We start from the raw sequence: 15024 nt of genomic DNA on the forward strand, positions 1-15024 counted from the left end.
GCGGCCGCAAGCCCTCAGGCTTGGCGCAGGCTCCGCTTGAGGATCTTCCCGGCCGAGTTCTTCGGCAGTTCGGCAACGAACTCCACCCGCTTGGGCACCTTGAATCCGGCCAAACGGGACTTGACGTGACCGATGACATCGTCGGCCGACAACGGCGGCTGGCCGTCCTTGAGGACGACGAAGGCGGCCACCGCCTCGATCCACTTCTCATCGGCGATCCCGACCACAGCCACCTCGGCGACCTGCGGCAGCTCGAAGACGGCATCCTCGACCTGGCGGCTGGCGACCAGCACGCCACCCGTGTTGATGACGTCCTTGACCCGGTCGACGACCTCGACGAAACCCTCCTCGTCGACCTTGACCAGGTCCCCGGAATGGAACCAGCCGTTGTCGAACGCCTCGGCGGTGGCCTCCGGCCGGTTCCAGTAGCCTTCGCACAGCTGCGGCGACCGGTAGAGGATCTCGCCCTCCTCGCCGGGGCCGACGTCGTCACCGCCGGCGTTGACGACGCGGGTCTCGACGAACATCACCGGGCGACCCGCCGAACCGGGGTGATCGTCGTGCTCCTCGGGACGCAGCACAGTGCACAACGGGCCGAGCTCCGACTGGCCGAAGCAGTTGTAGAAGCCCAGCTGCGGAAGCCGCTGGCGCAGGCGCTCGAGGATCGGTCCGGGCATGATCGAAGCACCGTAGTAGGCCTTGTGGAGGCTGTCGAGGTTGCGGGTTTCGAGGTCAGGGCTGTTGGCCAGCGCCACCCAGACGGTGGGGGCGGCGAAGAACGAATTGATCTTCCGTTCCTCGAAGATGCCGAGCAGCTGCTCGGGCACGGGAGCGGGGACGATGATGTTGTGCGCGCCGATCGACAGAAGCGGCAGCAGGAAGACGTGCATCTGCGCTGAGTGATAGAGCGGCAGGGCGTGGACGGCGCGATCTGTCGCAGCGAAGTCGAGGGACATGAGGGACGACAGGTACTCGTGCAGAAGGGCGCGATGGGTCATCACCGCACCTTTCGGCGCCGAGGTGGTGCCGGAGGTGTAGAGCAGCTGAGCCACGTCCGTGTCGTCGACGGAGAACTCTGTGCTGACGGCTGGGGCGATCTCCTCCGCGGTGGCGACCGGAACGAGATCGGCGAAGTCGATCACCTGCGCCTCGGCTCCGGTCGGGGTTGAGGCGACTGCGGACATGAGGTCGGAGTCGGAGAAGACGATCTCGGCACCGGAGTTGCTGAGGATGTAGTCGAGTTCGTCGTTCTTCAGCTGATAGTTGACCGGCACGTGGATGAATCCGGCACGTGCGCAGCCGAGATAGAGGAGGACGAAGAGGTCGGAGTTCTTCCCATAGGCGGCGACACGGTCGCCTTTCGTCACACCGAGACGGACGAGTTCGCGGGCCACCGCGGTCACGGCAGAGTCAAGTTCTGCATAGGTCCAGGTTCGGTCCCCGAATTCGAGGGCCGTGTCGGTGGGGAATCGGCCGGCGCTGCGGCGGATGAGATCCGAGACCGTGGACGAGTTTCTGATGACGGGTGATTCGGAGGAGATGCGTGTAGATGTCATGACCCAAATATATGAGCCACATCACTCTCTCTGAAAATCGTCCGCCCATCTCTGCTTCATCGGCCGGCTGGTCTTCGATCCCACGGTGCCGACGATGTGCCCCGGTTCGGATGTAATAGTGTGGGGGCATGAGACATCCGAAGGTGAGTGACTGCGCAGAGGTGTTCGACTCACTGTGGCCACCGGCCTTGGCCGAGTCCTGGGACTCCGTGGGCCTGGCCGTCGGCGACCCCGACGCCGAGGTCCAGTCGATCCTCTTGGCTCTCGATCCGATGGACGCCGTGATCGCCGAGGCCGTCGTTCTCGGCGCAGACCTGGTGTTCAACCATCATCCGCTCATGCTCAAACCCGTGAAGTCGGTGAATGCCGCAACTTTGAAGGGCGGAGCCGTCCACACTCTCATCAGCAACGATATTGCGCTGTTCAATGCGCATACGAACGCTGATTCGGCCCGCGGCGGAGTCTCCGATGTGCTCATCTCACTCCTGGGCATCGAGGGCGCGCAGCCACTGTCCCCCCATGACGAGGCTGATGATTCGGGACGCGGCTCGCTGCCGACCGGAATCGGCCGCGTCGGCGACCTCGACCGGCCCACACCGGTCCGGGACCTTGCCAGGCGACTGGCTGCGCAGCTGCCGCGCACCACGACCGGTGTGCGCATCGCCGGCGACCCCGCTGCGACAGCGACCCGTGTCGCGGTCTGCGGCGGCGCCGGCGACTCGCTGTTCGACGAGGTCAGGGCCAGCGGCGCCGACGTCTACGTGACGGCTGACCTCCGCCATCACCCGGCCACCGAGGCGCTTGATGCGGCGAATCGTCGAGAGAGCGGACTCTCGCTCATCGACGTCTCCCACTGGGCGTCCGAGACAGTCTGGCTGAGTGCGGCGGCCGAGGCTCTCGAGACCGAATTCGCGCGGCGCGGGTTCACTGTCTCGCTGCAGCATTCGGCAGTCAACACCGACCCCTGGGTCGAACGGTACTGACAAGGAGACCGACGATGCTCATCACCGACAGCCAGAGAACCGCGCTGCAGACCCTCATCGAACTCATCGCCCACGGGCGCGCCCTGCAGTTCGAGCATGACAACCCGAAGAGGGCAGAGGAGCTGCAGGAGCTCATCTCCCGCCACAAGGAACTCGGCGAGAAGCGGACCGAGGCCGCCGCTGTCGTCGACGGCCATCAGGACGCCATCACCGAAGCCACCGGACTCATCGAAGCACAGCGATCGAAGATCGAGAAGAAGACCGCCGAGCTCAACGACGGAACCGGTCTGACCAGCAGAGACATGGTGAATCTGCAAGAGGAGATCGCCGGTCACGAAGCTCGGGTCGCCGAACTCGAAGAATCGCAGCTGGAGGAGATGGAGAAGCTCGAAGCCGCTGAAGACGAACTCGCGGCAGTCGATGACCGAATCGCCGAGGTCACGGCCTCCGGTAAAGAGGTGCAGACCGCGGTGAAGGACAGGAAGGCCGAACTGCGGGAGCTCATCGCCGAGAACGAGTCCGCGGCGTCGGGCGCGAGGAGCGAGCTGCCGGAGCAGCTGCTCACGACATTCGATGCCAATGTCCGCCAGGGCGGTCCCGGGGCCGCCCTGCTCAACGGACCGAACTGTCAGGCGTGCGGACAGGAGATCGGCGGAGCAGTCTGGCACGGAATGCTCGGCGCCGATGTCAACGAAACCTATGAATGCGAAGAATGCGAGGCGGTGCTGCTGCGTCGCAGCTGATCCTGCCTCGACTGATCTCGTCGACCTTGGTCGACAGGGTCGTTGTTGAGGCGCGTCTCAGTCGCGGAGGACGATCATGAGGTTGGCCGGCTTCGAGTTCGTCGAGCCTGTGAACTCGACCTCATACAGCTCCTCCGCCCGAGACACAAGGTCTTCAGCGGTCTCCGGCAGGGCCCGTTCATCGGACAGCAGCCGACCGGCGAACTCACCTCGGTAGAACTTCGCCCAGTGGGAGACGACGCAACGTTTCCCGCCGCTGACGGACACGGCACCCATGGTGACGACCTGATCGGTGGGACCCGGCCACACGGACCGGTAATCGCTCGAGCGGCAGTCGAGGGCCACCTCGGCGGGGTCGAGGGAGCAGGACTTCGCCAGAACCGGCTTCCAATAGGATGTCAGCTTTCCCAGGGTCCCCAGATCGGTCTTCATCGCCAGTCGGTAAGCGGGGATATCGTCGAGTCCGTGCACCCGGCCGAACAGGGCGGAGAATACGTGGACGTCGTGGAGACGGTCCCGCAGCTTCTCGTCATCGGTCGACTGCGCCACCAGCTCACTGGCGCCCATCGCCTCATAGAGCACACCGGAATAGGTGAGCAGCGCGGGGGCACAGGGGATCTCATCGAGGACGGTGTTCCGTTCGACGTCCGCTGAGAGTGACGCGCCGACGCCGAGCTTCTCGAGGGCATCTCGACGCTTTGAGACCTTCTTCAACGCAGCGAGCACACGCTTGCGCTTGGTGGTGAGTTCCGGAGCCGAGAGACCGTCGAGATCGAGCGTGGGACCGGTCGGCGACGGAGTCTTGCCCTCGGAGGGCGGCAGCAGGATCTTCACCACCCCATCGTATGATCACGCAGTGACGCGGCTGGGACCGGGTGCGGATGAGGTTGATCACGTTCGATGTCCGGTCTCCGCCGCGTGCGGGTGCTGTGTGCGTGGGGGCATTGCTGAGCGACTACACTGGGTTGCTTGAGGACAGGTCACCAGACGGTCGCGGCTCTCTTCACGAGGGCTGAGGAACGTCCGGGCTCCACAGAGCAGGGATGGTGGGTAACACCCACCCGGGGCGACCCGCGGGCCAGTGCAACAGAAAGCAGACCGCCCAGTTCCGACTGGGTAAGGGTGAAACGGTGGTGTAAGAGACCACCAGGGCGGCGGGTGACCGTCGCTGCTGGGTAAACCCCATCCGGAGCAAGATCAGACAGACGACGTTCGAGGCTGCTCGCCGAGTCGTCGGGTGGATTGCTTGAGGCCGGTGGCAACATCGGTCCCAGATAGATGACCGTCAGGCGAGAAGGGCAACCGACTCGTCGACAGAACCCGGCTTATCGGTGGCCTGTCCTCTCCCACATCCTCAGCTGCGGCGCGTCTTTCAGGACGGACTGCGACGCACCTTCGCCTTACCGCCGTTGACCGCGATCATCGCTGCTCCCACGATTCCGGCGTTGTTGTACAGCTTCGCCGGCTTGAGTTTCGCCCGCGTCTCGATGAGCGGCAGGAACTGGTCATGGGACTTCGAGACTCCGCCGCCGACGATGATGACATCCGGAGCGACCAGCAGTTCGATCTGCGAATAATACTGTTGCAGCCGAGCCGCCCACTCCGGATAGGTCAGTCCCAGCCGGGTCCTGACCGATTCCGCGGCCTGCGTCTCGGCATCGGCGCCGTTCATCTCGATATGGCCGAGTTCTGTGTAGGGAACCATCCGGCCGTGAGTGAACAGGGCGGTTCCGATTCCCGTGCCCAGCGTCGTCAGCAGCACCGTCTTCTTCCGGTGTTTGCGCCCGGCACCGAAGGTCATCTCGGCCAGTCCGGCGGCATCGGCATCGTTGAGGAAGTACACGGTGCGGCCCGTGCTCTCGCCGATGATGTCGGAGATGGGCGAACCGATCCAACTCTGGTCGAGGTTCGCCGTGTACTCGACGAGTCCTTCGCGGATCACGCCGGGGAATCCGCAGCCGACAGGCAGGGAGTCGATCGCGGCACGGTCGGCGACGAGTTCGAGTTCGACGGCATGTTCGCTCAGTGCATCCAACAGCGTGGCAATCGTCGCAGCCACGGCAACCGGGGTGCTCGGCTTCGGTGTGAGCTCGCGCAGCCGCTTGAACGGCAGCTTGCCCGTCACCGTGTCGACGAGTGCCGCTTTGATCCCGGTGCCGCCGATGTCGATGCCGATCGCAAAGCGTGGGGAGGTCTCCGCGCTCATATCAGCTCTCCTCGTGTGCGGGTCCGGCGGCAATCGCGGTGTCGGCATCGGGCAGAGTCAGGATATCGGCACCGGACTCGGTCACCACTAGTGTGTGCTCGAACTGAGCGGAGCGCTTGCGGTCCTTCGTCACCACGGTCCAGGAATCGTCCCAGACGTCCCAGTCGATCGTGCCGAGGTTGAGCATCGGCTCGATCGTGAAGATCATTCCCGGTTCCATCGTCTCCGCATGGGCGGGAGCCGCGTCATAGTGCGGGATGATGAGCCCGGAATGGAATTCGCGGCCGACTCCGTGCCCGCTGTAGTCGCGCACGACTCCGTAGTCGAAGCGCTTCGCGTACTTCTCGATCACCCGTCCGACGACGTTGATCTGACGTCCCGGTTTGACCGCTTTGATCCCACGCATCATCGACTCATAGGTGCGTTCGATGAGGAGACGGGACTCCTCATCGACGTCTCCGGCGGTGAATGTGTAGTTCGTGTCTCCGTGCATGCCCTGGTAGTAGGCGGTGATGTCGACATTGACGATGTCGCCGTCCTCGATGACGGTCGAATCGGGGATGCCGTGGCAGATCACCTCGTTGACGGAGGTGCACACGGATTTCGGGAAGCCCCGATAGCCCAACGTCGACGGGTACGCTCCGTGATCGCACATGAACTCGTGCGCCACCCTGTCGATGTCATCGGTGGTGATGCCGGGGACGATCATCTCGCCGACGGCGGCCAGGGCATTGGCCGCGATCCGACCGGCCGCCCGCACCACCTCGACTTCTTCGGGGCTGTAGAAATTGTTTCCCCGGCCTTCATCGGCGTCGGCGCGACCGACGTACTCCGGGCGGGGGATGTCCTTCGGCACACCGCGTTCGGGCGAAATGGTGCCGGGCGTGAGCAGGCGAGTGTGAACAGTCATGATGGTGTCGATCCTATGCTGGAAACGCGGCTTTGTCCCGCTGCCCGGTCGCCTGTCGATGCCGCGGTGCGGGACCTGTGGAGTCTAGAATCGGAAGCAGCCGTGCCAAGGAAGCGGGAGGCAGATTGAGCGACGACACGACATCGGCGGGCCACGAGTTCGCTGGACTGGGCGAAGTGGTGAGCCTGACGAGCGCGCCGCAGCAGATCGCCGACCACATCCTCTCCGGAATCGCCGTCGGAGCGCTGCCGGAAGGCACCTTGCTGCCGGGCGAACGGACGTTGGCCGCAGATCTGCAGGTGTCCCGCTCGAGCGTGCGCGCAGCCCTGCTGCGCTTAGAGCGTCTCGGGGTCGTCGAACGCCGCCGCGGCCGCGGGGGAGGGACGTTCGTCAAGACCGCCCGCCCCGAGGCGCTGGCTCCCATGGCCGGTAGAATCGACGAGTTCCATGCCGAGAGGCGGAACCTGCTTGACGCCCGCGCCGTCTTCCAGAATTCGCTGGCGGCGACCGCGGCCCTGCGACGTACCGAGGACGAGCTGAGCGAGCTCCGGGAACTGGCCGAAGTCTATTCCCAACGCGCCGAAGCGGCCGCCGCGCGCACCGCGGACGCGCAGTTCCACTTCGCCATCGCCCGTGCCGGTCACAACCCGGAACTCGTGCGCATGGCCATCGACCTCGATACGAAGATCAACGCCGGTTTCCGTCACGACCCGTTCTCGGCCGAGCTCTTCGATCACGCCGTGGACGACCACGCCGCGATCGTCGAGGCGATCGCTGCCGGAGACGCAGAAGCTGCGGGAAGACTCTGCGAGGAGCACTTCAGGTACACGACCATCGTCCCCCGCCCCTAACCCCTATTACTACCTGACGGCGGCCCAGCAACCTCGCGCGAGGTTGCTGGGCCGCCGTCAGGTAGTAATAGGGGTTCTTCAGTTGGCTAGGGCGTGGGCCACGGAGACTGCTTCGAAGCCGAATGCCTCTGCGACGTTGTCGTTCGTGACGTGCCCATTGTGGATGTTGAGACCACGGGCCAGAGCCGAATCGTTCGACAGCGCCTTGTGCCACCCCTGGTCGGCGATCTTCACGGCAAAGGGCAGAGTCGCATTCGTCAGCGCCGCCGTGGCTGTGTTCGGCACCGCACCCGGCATGTTCGCCACGCAGTAGTAGACCGAGTTATGGACGGTGAACGTCGGATCGTCGTGAGTCGTCGGACGCGAATTCTCGAAGCACCCGCCCTGGTCGATGGCGATATCGACGAGCACCGAGCCCGGCTTCATCCCAGAGACCATCTCGTCGGTGACGAGCTTCGGCGCCTTCTTGCCCGGGATGAGCACCGAACCGATGACGAGGTCGGCTGTGGCCAGAGACTTCGTGATCTCGTACTTATTCGACACCTTCGTGCCGATGGCACCTGCGAAGGTCTCATCGATCTGCCGCAGACGCGGAATGTTGATGTCGATGACCTCGACGGTCGCTCCCAGGCCCAGAGCCATCCGGGCGGCATTCGTTCCGGCCACACCGGCACCGATGACGACGACATTCGCGCGCTCGACACCGGGGACTCCGGACAGCAGGATCCCGCGGCCGCCGTTGGCCTTGAGCAGGCTGTGAGCGCCGACCTGAGTCGACAGGCGTCCGGCGATCTCGCTCATCGGAGCGAGCAGCGGAAGTCCGCCGCCGTCGGGCTGGACGGTCTCATAGGCGATCGCGGTGGTGCCGGCCTCCATGAGAGCAGTGGTGAGCGCCTCATCCGCGGCGAGGTGGAGGTAGGTGAACAGGACGAGATCCTTGCGCAGGAAGCCGTACTCCTGGGTGATCGGCTCCTTGACCTTGAGCACGAGGTCGCCGGCTGCCCATGTGGTGGCGGCGTCGGGGGCGATCTTCGCTCCGGCAGCCTCGTATTCGGCATCGGCGATGAAGGAGCCCTCGCCGGCTCCTGCCTGCACGGTGACCTCATGGCCGTGGGCGACGAGTTCATGGACGCCGGCAGCGGTGATGGCGACTCGGAACTCATTGTTCTTGACCTCGGTGGGCACTGAAATGCGCATGGTGTGTCCTTCTCTCCTGATCGTGTGCCGCAGGGGCGGAGGCGACCGACTTCTCCGTCGGTCGTCGATGGTGTCAACTCTATTCCTTAGAAGGTTTGGAGAGCAAACCTTTAAATCTGTTTTCGTCACCAATGATGCGAAATCAGTGCGTCTGGGTGCCAGATAACGCGGAAAACATGATTCCAGTCGGACTCAGACTGCACCAAAGATGCTGATAGGGCGCTTCCAACGCATAAGCGACACATGCCGTCAGTTCGCGACTTGAAACGGTAAGCTGAAAGCGTCAATGCAGAACCCCGCAGAGGAGAGAAGGCTCGCCATGGGACTCTACGAAGATATCGACGACCCGAACTCGAAGTACTACTTCAACCTCGAGACGAACACCGTGGAAAAGGGCCTGGTCAGCGACTGGACCCACCGCATGGGGCCCTACGAGACCGAGGAAGTCGCCCGCGCCGCCCTGGAGAAGGCACGTGAACGCAATCAGCAGTGGGACGAAGACGACGAGAAGTGGAACGGCTGAATAGATGTCGCGTCAGGAGGAATTCGTTCTCAGGACCGTCGAGGATCGTGAAGTGCGATTCATCCGACTCTGGTTCACTGATGTCCTCGGACAGCTGAAGTCCGTGGCCATCGTCCCCGCCGAACTCGAAGGCGCCTTCTCCGAAGGCATCGGATTCGACGGCTCGGCAGTCGAAGGACTGTCCCGCGTGTTCGAGGCCGATATGGTGCTCAAGCCCGACCCCTCGACGTTCTCTCTGCTGCCCTGGCGCGGGGAGACCGAGCCCACCGGGAGGATGTTCTGCGATATCCACGTGCCCGGGGGAGAGCCGGCGCCGGCCGATCCGCGCAACGTCCTCAAACGCACTCTGGCCAAAGCCGCCGAACGCGGCTTCACCTTCTATGTGCATCCTGAGATCGAGTTCTACCTCTTCAAGACCGACAACCTCGATCCTGTCTCCGGGATCAGCGACGGCACAGCCCCGATGCCCGTCGACACAGCCGGCTACTTCGACCATGTCAACGGGGGAACGGCCAATGATTTCCGGCGCGAAGCTGTCACCATGCTCGAGGCGATGGGGCTGTCCGTGGAGTTCTCCCATCATGAGGCCGGGCCCGGTCAGAACGAGATCGACCTGCGCTACGCCGACGCGCTGACCATGGCCGACAACGTCATGACGTTCCGGTCGGTCATCAAAGAGGTCGCGATCTCCCAAGGCGTCTACGCTTCGTTCATGCCCAAGCCGATGGCCGATCACCCGGGCAATGGGATGCACACGCACGTCTCCCTGTTCGAGGGCGAGAACAATGCCTTCTTCGAACCGGGGGCCGAATATCAGCTGTCGAAGACCGGCCGACAGTTCATCGCCGGACTGCTCACCCACGCCGCCGAGATCTCGGCAGTGACCAACCAGCACGTGAACTCCTATAAACGCCTCTGGACCGGCCATGAAGCTCCGTCGTACATCTCCTGGGGCCACCGCAACCGTTCTGCTCTCGTGCGGGTCCCGCAGTACAACTCCGGAAAGTCCTCATCCGCCCGCGTCGAGTACCGTGCTCTGGACTCCTCGGCCAACCCGTACCTGTCGTATGCGCTTATGCTCGCAGCGGGACTCAAGGGGATCGAAGAGGGCTACGAACTGCCCGAAGAGGCCGAGGACAACGTCTGGCTGCTCTCTTCCACCGAACGTCGGGCGATGGGGATCGAAGCGCTGCCGCGCAGTCTGTCCCATGCCCTGGAGCTGATGGAGGGATCGGATCTCGTCGCCGAGACCCTGGGCGAAGAGGTGTTCGACTTCTTTCTGCGCAACAAACGGCAGGAATGGACCGATTACCGCGCGCAGGTGACTCCGTATGAGCTCGCGAAGCACTTCACCTCGATGTGATGGCCGCTATCACCTCACGCACGACCAGCGTCCCGGAGGCCACCTCTCGGTTCCTCCATGAGCTCGATGAGCTCCTCGGCGTCCCTCTGGCCACTGATTCGCGGTTCGTTGATCTCCTCATGGCAACCCCGGATCCGCATGGAGCGGCGCTGGGTCTGCTGCGCGTGATCGAGGCCGCAGGGGAGGGTTCCGCGGCCCTGCTGGACGCAGTGCGGACCGGATCGAAGAGCGAGCTGGCCGAGGACGAACTCAACCGCCCCCTCCTGGCCCGGCTCCTCGCTGTCGTCGGCACCTCGGAGGCGATGGTCGACCATCTGGTCCGGCATCCCGACTCCCTGCCGCTGCTGCTCGTTCCCGACCCGTTCCTGCTGATCTCCACGCCTGCCGCCTCGGCGGTGTCCCTGCGAGCAGAGATGCTCACGGTCCTCGGTGCGGACCCCGAGGACCCGGCTCCGCGCGCGACTGTGACCGGAGATGACGGGGTCAAGGCGCTGCGAAGGAACTACCGGGATGCGGTGCTTCGCCTCGTCGCCGATGATCTGTCGGCGGAGTCTCCGGACGAAATCGTCGACCAAGTCATGGCAGTCCTCTCCGACCTGGCCGCCGCTGCCCTCGACGCGGCGCTGGCCATCGCACGAGCCGAACTCGACGAGGCGGCCGACATCCGTCTGGCGGTCATCGCCTTGGGTAAGACCGGAGCACGAGAACTCAACTACGTCTCCGATGTCGATGTCGTCTTCGTTCTCGATTCCGCCGAGACCGAAGGGGCCAGGAGCCTGGCCACCGACCTCGCCCAACGCATGCGCGGCATCCTCTCCGATGCCGGTGGTGAGCCTGCACTGTGGGAAGTCGATACGGCGCTGCGCCCCGAAGGCAAAGCCGGAGCGCTCGTGCGTACGCTGTCGGAGTTCGAGCACTATTACGCCGATATCGCGGAGAACTGGGAATTCCAGGCCCTCCTCAAGGCCCGACCGGTGGCCGGCGATGTCGAAGTGGGGGAGGCGTTCTCCCAGTCACTCCTGCCCTTGGTCTGGCAGGCGGCCAGCCGTCCCGGCTTCATCGACGGGATCCGTGCGATGCGTCGGCGCGTCGTAGACCTCATCCCGGCGGTCGAAGCCCCGCGTCAGATCAAACTGGGTCGCGGCGGTTTGCGTGATGTCGAGTTCTCCGCACAGATGCTCCAGCTCGTCCATGGACGCAATGATGAGGACATCCGCACCCCGAATACGCTCGTCGCCCTCGGTGAACTCGGAGAACATGGCTATATCGGGCAGCAGGACGCCTCTGTCTTCTCCACTGCATACCGGTTCATGCGTGTCGTCGAACACCGAGTGCAGATCCCGAGGATGATGCGCAATGCGCTCATCCCCGATGATGAGGCCAAACTTCGGTCGTTGGCCCGTTCCGTCTTCCGGTCCGGATCTCGGACCGGGGATCGCCTCGAAGAGGCCCGCCGCGACTATGCCAAACAGGTCACCCGCCTCCACGAACAGATCTTCTATCGGCCCATCCTCGAGGCGGCTGTCGGCGTCCACGGCGCCGTCGTCGATGCACAGAAGCGCGGGTCGAGCCTGCAGGCTGCCGCCGACCGTCTTCAGGCGTTCGGATACGTGGACCCACAAGGAGCTTTGGGCCATATCAAGGCGCTGACGACTGGTATGTCACGCACTGCCATGGTCATCAAGCAGGTGCTTCCGGCCCTGCTCGATTGGTTCTCCGATGGAGTCGAGCCCGACCGAGCACTGCTGGCCTTCCGCCGGCTGAGCGAATCGCTGTCCTCCTCCGGCTGGTTCCTCAAGATGCTCCGCGACTCCGGTCTGGCGGCCAAATCTGTGGCCGAAGTGCTCTCCCTGTCCGGATATGCGACGGAACTTCTGCTGCGCCAGCCCGCCGCTGTCGCCTGGTTGGACCGCCATGAGAACCTTAAGGCCCGTGACCTGGAAATTCTCAATGCTGAGGTCGATGGACTGCTCAAGCGCCATGGCGCCGAGGCGGTCACTCCGATCCGTGAGACCTACAGTCGTGAACTTCTGCGGATCGCGTTGCGCGACGTCCTCGGGGTCGGGGACCGAGTCGCCATACCCGGTGATCTCTCCGACCTCATGGACCTGGCGGTCAGAGGTGCCCTGCAGGCGGTGCGAGCAGACCTCGACGGGTCCGAGACCCCGGACTACGAATTCGCAATCATCGCCATGGGCCGGTGGGGCGGACGGGAGATCGGCTACTTCTCGGACGCCGATGCGATGTTCGTCTACCGTCCCGTGTCAGACGACCTCGACGCCGAGGCGCGCGGAAGGCTGAGCAAGCACGTGACGAAGGTGGCCCTCCAGCTGTCGACTCGCCTCAAGGCCAGCGAAGGCGCTCAAGGGGTCGATCTCGATGCTGATCTGCGTCCGGAGGGCAAGAACGGCCCCTTGGTGCGCAGCTTCTCGTCTTACCAGGCCTATTACGCAAAGTGGTCCCAACCGTGGGAGGCGCAGGCGCTGCTGCGGGCCAGGCCGGTGGCAGGCGATGACGGCCTCATCGCCGACTACCTGGCGCTCATCGATCCGCTGCGCTATCCCTCGGAGATGCCGCAGAAGGCACTGACGCAGGTGCGCACTCTCAAGGCGCGGATGGAAGACGAGCGACTGCCGCGCAATGCCGATAAGCGACGACATCTCAAGCTCGGCCGGGGAAGCCTCTCCGATGTCGAATGGACCGTTCAGCTTCTGCAGCTCCAGCACGGGCATCAGGTGGAAGGGCTGCGCACGACCTCGACGCTGACGGCCCTCGACGTGGCCGCTGACGGGGGTCTGCTGCCGACCGAGGATGCCGAACAGCTGGCCGCTGCCTGGCAGCTGGCCACCGATGTGCGTTCGGCCGTGATGCTCTTCCGTGGGCGCACCGCCGAGTCGCTGCCGGCCGATCATACCGAGCTCGAGGCCACAGCCCGCCTGCTCGGTTATCCGGCTGGGGCGGGCCATGACCTCGAAGACGACTATCTGCGCACCACCAGGCACGCACGTTCAGTGATGGAACACCGCTTCTACGACTTCTGATTCTCCAGGTGCGGCAGTCCGCCTACGTGCGATCTGCCGCTCCCGGTCATCGGCCGAATCAGCTGACAGTTGATGTGCTCAGTCGTCGAATTCGAGTCCGAGCAGGGCGTTTTCGACCACCTCGGGCAGGGCGGGGTGGATCCAGTACTGGCCGGTTGCCACCTCGTCGGCTTTCTGGCCGAAGGCCATGGCCTGGATGAGCGGTTGAATGAGCATCGAGGCTTCGTGACCGACGATATGAGCGCCGAGGATGCGCCTGGTGCTGCGATCGGCGATGATCTTCACGATTCCCGGATCATCGGCCATCGCCCAACCGTAGGCGACATCGGAGAACTTCTGCACCTTGATCGTGACGTCGTGTCCGGCATCAATGGCCTCTGCTTCGGTCATGCCCACATAGGCGACCTGTGGGGAGGAGAAGACGGCACCGGGAACGGCATGGTGATTGACTGCGGCGAGGTCGTTCCCCCGAGCACTGCCGGGCAACCCTGCGGCAACGTCTGCGGCCAGATTGCGGCCGACGATCTTCGCTTCGTGGTTGGCGACGTGTTTGAGCTGGTGGGGTGAGGAGATGTCTCCGAGAGCGAATACTCCGGGAACGGGCTGACCGCCCGAGAGGACTCTTTGGTGCTCGTCCACGGACAGGCGGTTGCCGTCGGTGATGTCGAAACCGGCGGCCTCGACGTCGAGCTCGGCGGTGTTGGGAACCCTTCCCGTGGCCACGAGCAATCCGTCGGCGGTGATCGTCTCCGGCAGGTCCGCCTCGGCGAGGCGACCGCTGGGTTCGAGGGTCAATGTGACTTCACCGTCGGCGATGTCGATCTGCTTGGACTGAGCACCGTGGAGGACGGTGTGGGAGGAGTCGAAGATGCGAGTGAACTCGTCGGCGGCCTCCTCGTCGATATTGCCCAGGAGGCGGGGGCCGCGGGCGAGGACGGTCACCTCGGTGCCGAGGGCGGCGAAGACGTGGGCGAATTCCATGGCGATGATCCCGGAGCCGATGATGACCAGTCGCTTCGGCTGTGCGGCGCGGCGCATCACCGTGTTCGATGTGAACACCGGATAGTCATCGGTGTCGATGCGGGCTGAGTCGAGCCCGGCGATGTCGGGGATGATCGGGTGGGCGCCGGCGGCGATGACGATGCGTTCGGCGGTGATCTCCTCACCGGAGGCGGTGCGCACGGTCTTCTGCCCGGTGAAGTGAACATGTTCAGCGACAACGGTGATATTGGGCTGGCGGTCGCTGCTGCGGTACTCGCGTCCTCCGGATTCGATCGCGTCGATGCGGGAGAAGATGCGGTCCTGGAGTCCGGCCCAATCCACTTTCGGGTGGGTCGAGGTGAGGTTGTATCGATCGGCTTGGGCGGCCTGCTCGGCGAGGGTGGCGGGGTAGACGAACATCTTCGTCGGGATGCACCCGACGTTGAGGCAGGTACCGCCGAAGTGCCATTCCTCGGCGATGGCGGTCTTCAGTCCGGCGAACCGCTTGTCGAGGAACATGTTTCCCGATCCGGTGCCGATGAGCAGCAGGTCATAATGCGTCAAAGTCCATCCCTCCGATGGTGCGTGATCCGACCGGCCGCGTCGACGGCCGCAGAGCCGAAAGGGCGCCACGGGTGATAACCCGTGACGCCCTCACTCTATTCCACCC

General features: G+C 64.3%; 12 protein-coding genes and 1 other RNA gene. 7 read left to right on the forward strand and 6 right to left on the reverse strand.

Annotated features, from left to right (window positions below; translation table 11 throughout):
• Positions 1-14 precede the first annotated feature (14 nt).
• On the reverse strand, positions 15-1556 hold the full coding sequence (locus ACVZTU_RS08960; protein WP_139467165.1) for a fatty acyl-CoA synthetase: 1542 nt from the start codon (positions 1554-1556) through the stop codon (positions 15-17).
• A 128-nt stretch (positions 1557-1684) separates the two neighbouring features.
• Here ACVZTU_RS08960 and ACVZTU_RS08965 point away from each other — a divergent pair, with 128 nt between their 5' ends.
• Both ACVZTU_RS08965 and ACVZTU_RS08970 read left to right on the forward strand, forming a co-directional pair.
• Positions 1685-2539: a Nif3-like dinuclear metal center hexameric protein gene (locus tag ACVZTU_RS08965; RefSeq protein ID WP_139467166.1), complete on the forward strand. Its 855-nt coding sequence runs from the start codon at positions 1685-1687 to the stop codon at positions 2537-2539.
• A gap of 14 nt (positions 2540-2553) precedes the next feature.
• Positions 2554-3282, forward strand: a complete 729-nt coding sequence (locus ACVZTU_RS08970; protein ID WP_139908001.1) for a zinc ribbon domain-containing protein — start codon at positions 2554-2556, stop codon at positions 3280-3282.
• A gap of 57 nt (positions 3283-3339) precedes the next feature.
• Here the strand turns inward: ACVZTU_RS08970 and ACVZTU_RS08975 are convergent, their stop codons facing one another.
• Entirely contained in the window at positions 3340-4116 is a 777-nt protein-coding gene (locus tag ACVZTU_RS08975) for a peroxide stress protein YaaA (protein WP_139908002.1), read from the reverse strand.
• Between the two features lie 141 nt (positions 4117-4257).
• Here ACVZTU_RS08975 and rnpB point away from each other — a divergent pair.
• Positions 4258-4626, forward strand: an RNA gene (gene rnpB, locus ACVZTU_RS08980) — RNase P RNA component class A.
• A 28-nt stretch (positions 4627-4654) separates the two neighbouring features.
• Here rnpB and ppgK read toward each other — a convergent pair.
• Positions 4655-5488: a polyphosphate--glucose phosphotransferase gene (ppgK, locus tag ACVZTU_RS08985; RefSeq protein WP_139467169.1), complete on the reverse strand. Its 834-nt coding sequence runs from the start codon at positions 5486-5488 to the stop codon at positions 4655-4657.
• A gap of 1 nt (position 5489) precedes the next feature.
• Entirely contained in the window at positions 5490-6398 is a 909-nt protein-coding gene (map, locus tag ACVZTU_RS08990) for a type I methionyl aminopeptidase (RefSeq protein ID WP_139908003.1), read from the reverse strand.
• Between the two features lie 125 nt (positions 6399-6523).
• Here map and ACVZTU_RS08995 point away from each other — a divergent pair, with 125 nt between their 5' ends.
• Entirely contained in the window at positions 6524-7249 is a 726-nt protein-coding gene (locus ACVZTU_RS08995) for a FadR/GntR family transcriptional regulator (protein ID WP_139467171.1), read from the forward strand.
• 78 nt (positions 7250-7327) lie between these two features.
• Here the strand turns inward: ACVZTU_RS08995 and ald are convergent, their stop codons facing one another.
• Positions 7328-8446: an alanine dehydrogenase gene (gene ald / locus ACVZTU_RS09000; RefSeq protein ID WP_482401730.1), complete on the reverse strand. Its 1119-nt coding sequence runs from the start codon at positions 8444-8446 to the stop codon at positions 7328-7330.
• Positions 8447-8765: 319 nt separating this feature from the next.
• Here ald and ACVZTU_RS09005 point away from each other — a divergent pair, with 319 nt between their 5' ends.
• Genes ACVZTU_RS09005 through ACVZTU_RS09015 form a run of 3 tightly spaced genes read left to right on the forward strand, consistent with a single transcriptional unit; the run spans position 8766 to position 13373 of the window.
• Positions 8766-8969: a hypothetical protein gene (locus tag ACVZTU_RS09005; protein WP_062242447.1), complete on the forward strand. Its 204-nt coding sequence runs from the start codon at positions 8766-8768 to the stop codon at positions 8967-8969.
• Between the two features lie 4 nt (positions 8970-8973).
• On the forward strand, positions 8974-10332 hold the full coding sequence (gene glnA / locus ACVZTU_RS09010; RefSeq protein ID WP_062242448.1) for a type I glutamate--ammonia ligase: 1359 nt from the start codon (positions 8974-8976) through the stop codon (positions 10330-10332).
• A complete protein-coding gene (locus ACVZTU_RS09015; protein ID WP_139467173.1) occupies positions 10332-13373 on the forward strand; it encodes a bifunctional [glutamine synthetase] adenylyltransferase/[glutamine synthetase]-adenylyl-L-tyrosine phosphorylase in 3042 nt (1013 codons plus the stop codon). Before glnA ends, ACVZTU_RS09015 begins: the two co-directional genes overlap by 1 nt.
• Positions 13374-13451: 78 nt before the next feature.
• Here the strand turns inward: ACVZTU_RS09015 and ACVZTU_RS09020 are convergent, their stop codons facing one another.
• Complete coding sequence (locus ACVZTU_RS09020; protein ID WP_181270487.1) at positions 13452-14918, reverse strand: mycothione reductase; 1467 nt, start codon at positions 14916-14918, stop codon at positions 13452-13454.
• Positions 14919-15024 lie beyond the last annotated feature (106 nt).

Source organism: Brevibacterium sp. OS20, from assembly GCF_056837565.1.

Coding starts and splice junctions, on each gene's coding strand:
- ACVZTU_RS08960 (WP_139467165.1), bottom strand. CDS start 1,556: ATGACATCTACACGCATCTCCTCCGAATCACCCGTCATCAGAAACTCG.
- ACVZTU_RS08965 (WP_139467166.1), top strand. CDS start 1,685: ATGAGACATCCGAAGGTGAGTGACTGCGCAGAGGTGTTCGACTCACTG.
- ACVZTU_RS08970 (WP_139908001.1), top strand. CDS start 2,554: ATGCTCATCACCGACAGCCAGAGAACCGCGCTGCAGACCCTCATCGAA.
- ppgK (WP_139467169.1), bottom strand. CDS start 5,488: ATGAGCGCGGAGACCTCCCCACGCTTTGCGATCGGCATCGACATCGGC.
- map (WP_139908003.1), bottom strand. CDS start 6,398: ATGACTGTTCACACTCGCCTGCTCACGCCCGGCACCATTTCGCCCGAA.
- ald (WP_482401730.1), bottom strand. CDS start 8,446: ATGCGCATTTCAGTGCCCACCGAGGTCAAGAACAATGAGTTCCGAGTC.
- ACVZTU_RS09005 (WP_062242447.1), top strand. CDS start 8,766: ATGGGACTCTACGAAGATATCGACGACCCGAACTCGAAGTACTACTTC.
- glnA (WP_062242448.1), top strand. CDS start 8,974: ATGTCGCGTCAGGAGGAATTCGTTCTCAGGACCGTCGAGGATCGTGAA.
- ACVZTU_RS09015 (WP_139467173.1), top strand. CDS start 10,332: ATGGCCGCTATCACCTCACGCACGACCAGCGTCCCGGAGGCCACCTCT.